The sequence below is a fragment of the Rhodanobacter sp. C06 genome, assembly GCF_002001105.1.
In the GTDB taxonomy this organism is placed as follows: domain Bacteria; phylum Pseudomonadota; class Gammaproteobacteria; order Xanthomonadales; family Rhodanobacteraceae; genus Rhodanobacter_A.
The window spans coordinates 24742-31762 of record NZ_MUNP01000055.1; the positions used below are offsets into that span (position 1 = coordinate 24742).

Here is a 7021-nt window from a genome sequence, read left to right on the forward strand (position 1 = left end):
GCCCATTGCACCCGGAGCAGACGTTTGGACAAGAACATGAAAATCCTGGTGGTGGACGACTTCTCCACCATGCGGCGCATCGTCAGGAACCTGCTGGTCGAGCTGGGCTTCACCAACACGCTGATCCAGGAAGCCGACGACGGCGAGAACGCCATGATCATGCTGCGCAGCCAGCCGTTCGACCTGGTGGTGACCGACTGGAACATGCCGAACATGACCGGCATCGACCTGCTGCGCGCGATCCGCGCCGAGGCTGCGCTGAAGGGCTTGCCGGTGCTGATGGTCACCGCCGAGAACAACCGCGACCAGATCATCGCCGCCGCCCAGGCCGGCGTGAACGGCTACGTCGTCAAGCCGTTCACCGCGGTCACGCTCAGGGAAAAACTCACCAAGATCTTCGAACGGATCGCCGCCAGCGGAGCCAGCGCATGAATGCCGTCCTTCCCCTCGCCGTCGACGACAGCCTGCCGCCCGAGCTGCGCGATCTCCTGAACAGCCCGGAAGGCCCTGCCTTCGAGCACGCGCTGGACACGATGGTGCGCCAGCGCGAGCAGCACCTGTTCCGTGCGCTGGGCCAGCTGGCGCGCGAACTGCACGACGCCGTGCGCCGCCTCGGCGGCGAGCTGGCGCAGGAAGGCGTGCCCGGCATCGTGGCCGACGCGCGCCAGCACCTGCAGGACGTGCTGGAAATGAGCGCGAACGCCGCCAACCGCAGCATCGACTTCGCCGAACGCCTGCGCCCGCAGGCCGAGTCGCTGGCGCGCAACGCCTGGGACGTGCTGCAGCAGGCCGAGGGCGACGACCCCGCCGCTGCGCTGGCGCGCGAAGCCGCCGGCTTCGCCGACAGCTGCCGCGACGGCCTCGCCGACATGGTGGTGGCGCAGTCCTGGCAGGACCTCACCGGCCAGCGCATCAAGAAGGTCGCCAGCTTCATCGGCACGGTGGAATCCTCGCTGCTGGAACTGGTGCGCCTCACCGGCGCGCTGGCCGGCGTCGAGGCGCCGGTCGACGTGGCCAAGGTGACCAGCCAGGAGGATGCCGACCGGCTGCTCAGCGAATTCGGGTTCTAAGAGCCTGCTTATGCTCCCCAAGCACTCCGCGTTGTCATCGAGTGGCCGCCAGGTGGTAGTGCGTGGCGCAGCGCCTGCCTGGCTGGCAGGTCAAGCCGCGCGCTGCCGCATGGCGGCCACTCGATGGCAACCCGCAGGGCCGGGTCTGTTTGCCCGCATGCCTGCGTCATCACTCAGTCGTGGACGGACGTCCACTCCTTCGTTCCTCCTTGGCATGCGCGCAAACAGCTCCCGGCGCGGGGTGCTTGGGGAGCATAAGCAGGCTCTACGATGAACGCGGATTTCGACAACGAGCTGCGCCAGGACTTCCTGGTCGAGGCCGGCGAACTGGTCGAGCGGCTGGGCGAACAGCTGGTCGGGCTGGAGGCGGCGCCGGACGACGGCGAGCTGCTGAATGCCGTGTTCCGCGCCTTCCACACGGTGAAGGGCGGCGCGGGCTTCCTCGCGCTGGAGCCGATGGTGCAGCTGTGCCACCACGCCGAGGACCTGCTCAACCTGGCCCGCAACGGCGTGGTGCGACTCGACGCCAGCTACATGGACGCGCTGCTGCAGACGCTGGACCGGCTGGTCGAGATGATGGCCGCGCTGGGCGCCGGCACGCCGCTGGCGGTGCCGCCGCCCGAACTGCTGCAGGCGCTGCTGCCGCGTGGCGGCAAGCCCGCCGCCGCACCTGCACCGGCGCCCGTACCTGCGCCGTCGCCCGAACCGGCGGGCGGTGCCATCGACGACAGCGAGTTCGAGGCGCTGCTGGACAGCCTGTATGGCACCGCCGCGCCGGGCACGGTAGCGCCGGCCACCTTGCCGCCGGCACCGGCGCCATCCGCGACGATCGACGACGACGAATTCGAGGCGCTGCTGGACACGCTGCATGGCCAGGGCGGTCAGCCCGGCTTGCAAGACACGGGCGGCCAGCCCGGCGTCGCCGCGATGTCGGTCACGGTGCCTGCCTCGACACCTGCATCTGCACAAGCCACACCCGCGCCCGCCACGCGCCATGCGACACCGCCGGCCGCCGAGACCACGGTGCGCGTGGACACCGCGCGGCTGGACCTGCTGGTCAACCACGCCGGCGAACTGGTGCTGGCGCGCAACCGCTTGCTCAGCCTCGCCGCGCGTCACGGCGGCGAGACGCTGGCCGCCGCGGCCGGCGAACTGGACCGCATCACCGACGAGTTGCAGGGCGCGGTGATGGGCATGCGCATGCAGCCGGTGGGCCGCCTGTTCCAGCGCTTCCCGCGCATCGTGCGCGACTTGGCCCGCCAGCTCGGCAAGGAAGTGGAACTGGTGCTGGAAGGCGAGGGCACCGATCTCGACCGCAGCCTGGTCGAGTCGCTCGCCGATCCGCTGATCCACCTGCTGCGCAATGCGCTCGACCACGGCGTGGAAGCGCCCGACGCGCGCGAGCGTGCCGGCAAGCCGCGCAAGGGCCGCGTGGTGCTGTCGGCCAGCCAGCGCGGCGAGCGCATCGTGATCACGGTGAGCGACGATGGCCGCGGCATGGACCCGGAAATCCTGCGCCGCAAGGCGGTGGAGAAGGACGTGATCGACGCGGCACAGGCCGCGCGGCTGTCCGAAGCCGAGTGCTACGAACTGATCTTCCGGCCCGGCTTCTCCACCGCCGCCACGGTGTCGGATGTCTCCGGCCGCGGCGTCGGCATGGACGTGGTGAAGACCCGCATCACCGAGCTGGGCGGCACGCTGGCCGTGCATTCGCGCCTGGGCCATGGCAGCGAGCTGGAACTCGCCGTGCCGCTCACCCTCGCCGTGCTGCGCGTGCTGATGGTGCGCACCGGCAACCGCCTGTTGGCGCTGCCGCTGGGCAACGTGGAAGAAGTATTCGAACTGGCCGTGGGCCAGGACTGCCTGCTCGACGGCCGCCTGGTCGCGCGCCACCGCGGTCGCGCGCTGCCGCTGGTCGACCTGGTCGACTGGGCCGGCGTGGCGGCCGAGCCGGTGCGCCACGTGGCGGTGCTGCACATCGGCCACCAGCGGCTGGGTTGCCTGGTGCACGAGGTGCTCGGCCGCGAGGACGTCATCGTCAAGCCGCTCGGCCACCTGTTCGCCGACGTGCCCGGCGTCGCCGGCGCCACCGTTACCGGCGACGGCCGGCTGGCGCTGGTGATGGAGCTGGCCGGCCTCGCCGACGGCGCCGCGCCACTTCCCCTCCCCCTCGCGCAGACCGGCTAAGAGCCTGTTTATGATCCCCAAGCCCCCCGCGTTGTCATCGAGTGGCCGCCAGGTGGTAGGGCGTGGCGCAGCGCCTGCCTGGCTGGCAGGTCAAGCCGCGCGCTGCCGCATGGCGGCCACTCGATGGCAACCCCAGCACCTATCAATTCCGGGGCCGGCCCTGTTTGCCCGCATGCCTGCGTCATCACTCAGTCGTGGACGGACGTCCACTCCTCGCTCCTCAAAGCCGGCGCCATCCATGGCGCCTCCCCGCGTGCCTTCGTTCTTCCTTGGCCTGCGCGCAAACAGCTCCCGGCGCGGGGCGCTTGGGGATCGTAAACAGGCTCTAACATCATGGATTTGATCAGCATCATCGGTACGATCCTGGCCTTCGTGGTCATCATCGTCGGCACCATCCTCAAGGGCTCCACGGTCGATGCGCTGTGGAACCCCGCCGCGTTCGTGATCGTGTTTGCCGGCACGCTGGCGGCGCTGCTGGTGCAGAACCAGGGCAAGGTGCTCAAGCGCGCGCTGAAGATGATGGCGATGGTCTTCAAGCCGCCGCAGCACAGGCCGCACGACCTGATCAGCCGCATCGTGGGCTGGAGCGAGATCTCGCGCCGGCAGGGCCTGCTCGGGCTGGAGCCGCAGATCGAGTCCGAGTCCGACCCGTTCGTGAAAAAAGGCCTGCAGCTGCTGGTCGACGGCAGCGAGCCGGAGGCGATCCGCGGCGTGCTGGAAGTGGACCTGGAAACCCGCGAGGCCACCGACCTGGCCGGCGCCAAGGTGTACGAGAACGCCGGCATCTATTCGCCCACGCTGGGCATCATCGGCGCGGTGATGGGCCTGATGGCGGTGATGCAGAACCTCGCCGACCCGAGCAAGCTCGGCCACGGCATCGCGGCGGCATTCGTTGCCACCATCTACGGCGTGGCGCTGGCCAACCTGTTCATGCTGCCGATGGCGGCGCGGCTGAAAGGCCTGATCGGCAGGCAGTCGCGCATGCGCGAGATCATGATCGAAGGCCTGGTGTCGATCGCCCAGGGCGACAACCCGCGCCAGATCGAGGCGCGCCTGCAGGGTTACGTGGCATGAGGCGGCACAAGCACGAGGACCACGTGAACCACGAGGCGTGGGCGATTCCCTATGCCGACCTGATGACCCTGCTGCTGGCCTTCTTCGTGGTGATGTACGCCGTCTCGGTGGTCAACGAGGGCAAGTTCCGCGTGATGTCCGAATCGCTGATCGAGGCGTTCAACGGCTCCAGCCACGCGATCGCGCCGCTGCCGCCCACCCGCGTGCGGCCGCACAACGTCAATCCCGCGATCGCCGCGCCGGCCGGGCAGGCGGGGTCCGCGGCGGTGCCGATCGCCGTGCCGATCCCGCCGCATCCGGTGGCGCTGCAGGGCGGCAACGGCCGCGACATCGCCCACCAGACCGCGCCACCGGCCAACCTCAAGCGCATCGAGGCCGATGTGCGCAAGGCGCTGCAGGCGCTGATCGACCGCAAGCAGGTGGTGGTGCGCAACAACGGGCAGTGGCTGGAGATCGAGATTCGCACCGACATCCTGTTCCCCAGCGGCGTGGCGCAGCTGTCCGTGCCGGCGCAGGGCGTGCTGCACAACCTCGCCGCGGTGCTGGCGGCCTTCGCCAATCCGCTGCGGGTCGAGGGTTTCACCGACGACGTGCCGATCAACACCGCGCTGTATCCCTCGAACTGGGAACTCTCGGCCGCGCGTGCCGGCAGCGTGGCGCGGCTGTTCGTCAACAACGGCATCGTGCCGGACCGGCTCGGCATCATCGGCTGGGGCGAGATGCATCCGGTGGCCGACAACGACACCGTGGAAGGCCGCAACGAGAACCGCCGCGTGCTGGTGGTGGTGATGGGCGAGGGCTCGGCGCCGCAGCGCGAGCGCAGCACCATCGGCGAACTCGACCGGCAACCCGGCATCGCCGAAGCGACCGCGCCGGGCATGTTGCCCACCGTGCAGGTGATCGAGCCCTTGCAGACGGCGGCGCCCGAGGCGGCCAAGAGCGCACATGCCGGGACTCCTGCCGCTGTGGAGGGCGCGCGGACGCCGGTCACCGAGGTGCGGGCGAACGCGGCGGCCGCCGCCGCAAGCCAGACCAGGGCGATGCCATGACCCGCGTTGCCGACTCGGGAGACTGCCCATGAGCGCCACGCCCGCCGGCAACATGCCGGAGGATCGCCACTGGCTGTCGTTCCGCATCGGCGCGCAGCTGTATGCCGCACGGCTGACCGACGTCAGCGAGGTGATCCGCGACGAGGAACTGACCCCGGTGCCCGGCGCCGCCGCCGACCTGCTCGGCGTGCGCCACTTGCGCGGGCGCATCGTGCCGGTGATGGACGGCCGCCGGCGGCTGGGCCTGCCGGCAGAGCCTGCCGCCGATCCGCTCGCGGTGCGCATCGTGATGCTGGCGCATGCCGGCCACTCGCTCGGCCTCAAGGTCGACGCGGTCGGCGAGCTGATCGACCGCGACGGTCTGGAAATCGCGCCGCCGCCACCGGGCCGTGCCAGCCGCGACGACGATCCGGTCAGCGGCGTGCTGCCTTGGCGGGATGGCTTCGTGGCCCTGCTCGACGCGCGCCGGCTGTACCGGTTGGAGGGAGACGACGATGTGGCTTGAACTGGGCGTACTTGCGCTGCTCCTGCTGGCCACCGGCCAGACCCTCCTGCTGCTGAGACTGTGGCGGCAGTCCCGTCGGCTGCATCAACGCGTCGATGCGTTGTGGCAGAACGCCGCCGGCACCAGCACCGACGTGCCGACCTCGATGCTGGTGACTGCGCTGGGCCGGCTTGAACGGCAACTCGGCCAGGTGGAACGGCCGGCCTCGCCGGGACGTTCGTGGGAACTGGCCAAGCAGCTCGCGCGCGAAGGCGCCGATGTGGAGCAATTGGTCGCCTGCTGTGGACTGTCGCGCGACGAGGCGACGTTGATCCTCGCGATGCGCGCGCCGGTCATGTAAAAGCCGGCTCAAAGTCTTCCGGTACCCGGCGCTGGCTTCGATATGGGGCGGCGCCCCTTCTTCCCCTCGCCCGCTTGCGGATGCGGGGAAGGGCCATGGATGGCTCTGCTTTGAGGAGCGAGGAAGAGGGGTTGGGGAGAGGGGCTCTTCGCTCTTCACTCGCAAGTTTCAAAGCGGTTTCGGACGCCTGCCGGCGCCCGAGCTACTTTCTCTTTGCGTGCTCAAAGAGAAAGTAGCCAAAGAGAAAGAGCACCCCGATGCGACGCTCTCCGGGCCTCCTGCCCTCCGAGTCCGTGAGTCGTGGCCGGGCTTTTCGGCCGGACTCCTGTCCGGTCGAAAAGGCATCGCCATCCCTGGCGATGCCCGCTGCGCGGCCTGATCGTCCACGCCTCACCGTCGCATAGGGGCCCCGGAAAAGCAGCGCGCTCCTGCGCGCAGAAGCAAGAGCAAAGACAACAGAGCAGAAGCGGCGGTAGAAGAGGTTTGAACTGTTAGGCAACGAGACGCCACCGAAGAAGGATGAAGCTTATGACGCCAATTGCAGCGAGTGGCGCCCAGTACCGAGCGCGCCACGTTCGAAGCGCTTGAGGCTCGCCTAAGGATGGTCTGATCAATCACCGCCTCATGCTCTCGGCGCGTATTTGAGCCAGCGGCAGGCAAGATGCTCCCGCCCGCGAGCCCCATTCCATGTTCTTCGTGCCGCCGCCAGCCTTTTCAGGCCACGGCGGACGCAGCAACCCTATCTCGGTTGCAGCAGTATCCCGCGCGCCATCCATAGGTTGACCAGCGCAAACAG

At 69.2% G+C, this 7021-nt stretch carries 7 protein-coding genes; all 7 read left to right on the forward strand.

The window, feature by feature from the left end:
• The first annotated feature begins 24 nt into the window (after positions 1–24).
• The 7 genes from cheY to B0E52_RS11540 all read left to right on the forward strand — a co-directional run bounded on the left by cheY (position 25) and on the right by B0E52_RS11540 (position 6225).
• Positions 25–432 carry a chemotaxis response regulator CheY gene (gene cheY, locus B0E52_RS11510; protein ID WP_077483980.1) on the forward strand — a complete coding sequence of 136 codons (408 nt, stop codon included), beginning with the start codon at positions 25–27 and terminating at the stop codon, positions 430–432.
• Positions 429–1070, forward strand: a complete 642-nt coding sequence (locus B0E52_RS11515; protein ID WP_077483981.1) for a protein phosphatase CheZ — start codon at positions 429–431, stop codon at positions 1068–1070. Before cheY ends, B0E52_RS11515 begins: the two co-directional genes overlap by 4 nt.
• 270 nt (positions 1071–1340) lie before the next feature.
• Complete coding sequence (locus tag B0E52_RS11520; protein ID WP_077483982.1) at positions 1341–3257, forward strand: chemotaxis protein CheA; 1917 nt, start codon at positions 1341–1343, stop codon at positions 3255–3257.
• Between the two features lie 333 nt (positions 3258–3590).
• Positions 3591–4331: a flagellar motor protein gene (locus tag B0E52_RS11525; protein WP_077483983.1), complete on the forward strand. Its 741-nt coding sequence runs from the start codon at positions 3591–3593 to the stop codon at positions 4329–4331.
• Positions 4328–5380, forward strand: a complete 1053-nt coding sequence (gene motD, locus B0E52_RS11530; RefSeq protein WP_077483984.1) for a flagellar motor protein MotD — start codon at positions 4328–4330, stop codon at positions 5378–5380. The genes B0E52_RS11525 and motD overlap by 4 nt, the downstream gene beginning before the upstream one ends.
• A gap of 28 nt (positions 5381–5408) precedes the next feature.
• A complete protein-coding gene (locus tag B0E52_RS11535) occupies positions 5409–5885 on the forward strand; it encodes a chemotaxis protein CheW (protein ID WP_077483985.1) in 477 nt (158 codons plus the stop codon).
• Positions 5875–6225, forward strand: coding sequence for a DUF2802 domain-containing protein (locus B0E52_RS11540; protein ID WP_077483986.1), 351 nt, complete (start codon positions 5875–5877; stop codon positions 6223–6225). Before B0E52_RS11535 ends, B0E52_RS11540 begins: the two co-directional genes overlap by 11 nt.
• Positions 6226–7021 lie beyond the last annotated feature (796 nt).

Bases quoted from the DNA above. Each gene is read 5' to 3' on its own strand.
- B0E52_RS11515 (WP_077483981.1), top strand. From the start codon at position 429: ATGAATGCCGTCCTTCCCCTCGCCGTCGACGACAGCCTGCCGCCCGAG.
- B0E52_RS11520 (WP_077483982.1), top strand. From the start codon at position 1,341: ATGAACGCGGATTTCGACAACGAGCTGCGCCAGGACTTCCTGGTCGAG.
- B0E52_RS11525 (WP_077483983.1), top strand. From the start codon at position 3,591: ATGGATTTGATCAGCATCATCGGTACGATCCTGGCCTTCGTGGTCATC.
- B0E52_RS11535 (WP_077483985.1), top strand. From the start codon at position 5,409: ATGAGCGCCACGCCCGCCGGCAACATGCCGGAGGATCGCCACTGGCTG.
- motD (WP_077483984.1), top strand. From the start codon at position 4,328: ATGAGGCGGCACAAGCACGAGGACCACGTGAACCACGAGGCGTGGGCG.
- B0E52_RS11540 (WP_077483986.1), top strand. From the start codon at position 5,875: ATGTGGCTTGAACTGGGCGTACTTGCGCTGCTCCTGCTGGCCACCGGC.